We start from the raw sequence: 2,747 nt of genomic DNA on the forward strand, positions 1-2,747 counted from the left end.
GGGCCGGGCGGGTGCCCCTCCGCTCACGGGCCACCCGCCCGGCCTGGGTACGCGCCGCCCCCGTCCCCACGGTGCGGCGCGACCAGGTCGCCGTTCAGTCATCCCGTGAACGGCGGCCTGGTGTCCGGTGCGGCCTCTGCGGCCGGATTCCGGGGCAGGCCGAGGGCGGGAAGCACGACGGCCTCCACGAACCCGGCCAGGTAGTCCGCGTCGGCGTACTGCCCGCACAGCACGGGACGCACGCGCAGCACACCGAACATCATCGCCGGTACGTACTCCAGCGCGGGGTGGTCCGCCGGGACCTCGCCCCGCTCCACGCCCCGCTCCAGTATCGCCTGGAGCGCGGCGATCTCCGGGTGGACCAGTGCCTCGCGCAGCGCCTCGGCCAGCTCCCGGTCGTCGGTGACGGCGTGCCCCAGCGACTGGAGCAGCCGGGTGTCCTTGCCCGACCAGTCCCCCGCGGCCCGCGCCGCCTGCCGCAGGTCCCCGGTGAGGGAGCCGGTGTCGATCCCGGCGAACCGCACCTCGCGGCTGGCGCGCAGCGCGGCGGCGACGAACTGGGGCTTGGTCTTCCACTGCCGGTAGAGCGTGGACTTGCTGCACCGGGTGCTGGCAGCGACGGCCTCCATGGTGACGGACTCGTAGCCGCAGTGCCGGATCTGGTCGAGCACGGCGTCGAAGAACTCCTGCTCACGTTCGGGCGTGAGCTTGGAGCGGCGCGAGGCGACGACCGTCTCCGGTTCGTCCGCGGCTTGCGACGTCATACCTGGCTTCCCCTCACTCGTCCCGGCTCGCCCGACCTTCGGCGGACACCGCCCGATCCCGGTGTGTCGCACTGTACCGATACGCCAGTGTACCGGTACTCGTCCGTATCGGTACACTGGCGTATCGGTACGGAGACGTATCGCTGAGTTCGGAAGCCGTCCGGGTTCAGCACGCACCACCGTCAGTGAAGGGGGCCGGGGGATGAACACCCGATCCGAGCCCGCCGAAGCGGAACCGGCCGCGACGGCCCGGCCACCGCTCGTGCGGGAGTTCCTGCTCGTCGCGGGGCTCTTCTTGGTCTACAAGCTCGGACGCCGGCTCGCCGGCGGCCACATCTCGGACGCCTTCACGGACGCCCACCGGGTGTGGCGGCTGGAGCGCGCCGTGCACCTGCCCGCCGAGACGGACGTCCAGTCGGCGCTGCTGCACGGTGACGGCCTGGTCCATCTGGCGAACGCCTACTACGCGACCGTCCACTTCCCGGCCACCGTCGCCTTCCTGATCTGGCTGTATCTGCGCCGCCCCGCCCACTACGTCTGGGCCCGCCGGGTCCTGGCGCTGGTGACGAGCGCGGCACTGGTGCTGACGTTCACCTTCCCGCTGGCCCCGCCGAGGATGCTGGCCGGTACCGGCCTGCTGGACACGGCGCGGCTCTACGGGCCCTCGGTGTACGGGCCGCCCGCCGACGACCACCTCTCCAACCAGTTCGCGGCGATGCCCTCGCTGCACTTCGGCTGGGCGCTGATGGTGGCCGTCGGTCTGATCGCCGCGACCCGGTCCCGCCGGCGCTGGCTGTGGCTGCTGCACCCGCTGGTCACCCTGGCGGTGATCGTGGGCACGGCGAACCACTACTGGCTGGACTCGATCGTGGCGGCCGTCCTGCTGGCCACCGCGCTCGCCGTCGTCCACGCCCCGCACCGCGCGGCGGACCCCGCCCCGCCCGAACCCCTGTTCCTGGCCCGGGACACCGCGCTCGCGGGACCGGCCCGATGAGCGGCGCGCTGCTGGTCGCCGTCGGACTGTCCCTGATATCGGCCGTCGCCTACGCCTCGGCGGCCGTCGCGCAGGAGCGCCTCGCCGCCCGCGACACCGGCGCGGGCCTCCTGCGGATGCTGGGCACCGGCGCCTGGTGGTCGGCGGTCGGCCTGAACGCGGGCGCCGCCCTGCTGCACGTGGTCGCGCTGCGGTACGGCCCGCTCACCGTGGTCCAGCCGCTGGGCGCGCTCACCCTGGTCGCCGCCGTGCCGCTCGGCGCGCGGGCCGCCGGACGGCGGGTCACCCCCCTGGAGTGGCGGGGCACGGCGCTGACCCTGCTCGGACTGGGGGCGCTGCTGACGGCTGCCTCCGGCCCGGCGCCCGAGCGGGCGCTGAGCCTGCCCTCGGCGCTGGCGGTCGCCGCCACGACCACCGCCGCGATCGGCGCCCTGAGCCGTCCCGGCGCCCGGCCGGGGCTGCGGCACGCGACCGCGTCCGGCTTCGCCTCGGGTGTGGCCTCCGCTCTCACCCAGACCGCGACCGTGGCGGCCACCGACGGTTCGGGCCCGGTGCTGAGCCCCCTGGTCGTCGTGGTCGCGGTACTGGTGGCCGGGTTCGCCGCCGGCGGGCTGCTGCTGTCGCAGACGGCCTACCGGGGCGGGCTCGGCGCCCCCCTCGCGGTGGTCACCCTCGCCAATCCGCTGGCCGCCTCGGTCATCGGCCTGACCCTGCTCGGCCAGGGCCTGGGCGGCGGCGCCGCCGGCATCCTGCTGGCGCTGGCCGGGGCGGGCCTGGCGGCCCGGGGTGTGGTCCTGCTGACCCGCGCGACACCGGCCGCGGCGCCCGTACCTCCGCCGGCCAGGGGACCGGACGACGACGAGCATCCGGTGGCCGCGGTGCTGGCGCTGGAGCCGGGTACCGCGACCCGGGAACCGCGGCTGACCCGGAGGCGGTCGAGACCACGCCGTCTGACCCGGCTGTAGCCGTACCCGTGGACGTGAGAGGGC

Annotated in this window: 3 protein-coding genes; 2 read left to right on the top strand and 1 reads right to left on the bottom strand. The window is 75.1% G+C overall.

Features of this window, described 5'->3' with window-relative positions; all coding sequences use genetic code 11:
• Nucleotides 1–98 precede the first annotated feature (98 nt).
• Entirely contained in the window at nucleotides 99–764 is a 666-nt protein-coding gene (locus tag ACFWN1_RS32765) for a TetR/AcrR family transcriptional regulator C-terminal ligand-binding domain-containing protein (protein WP_384370238.1), read from the bottom strand.
• 202 nt (nucleotides 765–966) lie between these two features.
• On the opposite strand from ACFWN1_RS32765, the gene ACFWN1_RS32770 reads away from it, so the two are divergent.
• Nucleotides 967–1,758 (top strand): phosphatase PAP2 family protein, encoded by a 792-nt coding sequence (locus ACFWN1_RS32770; protein ID WP_384370241.1) that lies wholly within the window; start codon nucleotides 967–969, stop codon nucleotides 1,756–1,758.
• Nucleotides 1,755–2,723: a hypothetical protein gene (locus ACFWN1_RS32775; protein ID WP_384370244.1), complete on the top strand. Its 969-nt coding sequence runs from the start codon at nucleotides 1,755–1,757 to the stop codon at nucleotides 2,721–2,723. The genes ACFWN1_RS32770 and ACFWN1_RS32775 overlap by 4 nt, the downstream gene beginning before the upstream one ends.
• The last annotated feature ends 24 nt before the right edge of the window (nucleotides 2,724–2,747 follow it).

The organism is Streptomyces sp. NPDC058459 (assembly GCF_042721685.1).
In the GTDB taxonomy this organism is placed as follows: domain Bacteria; phylum Actinomycetota; class Actinomycetes; order Streptomycetales; family Streptomycetaceae; genus Streptomyces.

Excerpts from the sequence above, each read along its gene's own strand:
- ACFWN1_RS32775 (WP_384370244.1), top strand. The coding sequence starts at position 1,755 with ATGAGCGGCGCGCTGCTGGTCGCCGTCGGACTGTCCCTGATATCGGCC.
- ACFWN1_RS32765 (WP_384370238.1), bottom strand. The coding sequence starts at position 764 with ATGACGTCGCAAGCCGCGGACGAACCGGAGACGGTCGTCGCCTCGCGC.
- ACFWN1_RS32770 (WP_384370241.1), top strand. The coding sequence starts at position 967 with ATGAACACCCGATCCGAGCCCGCCGAAGCGGAACCGGCCGCGACGGCC.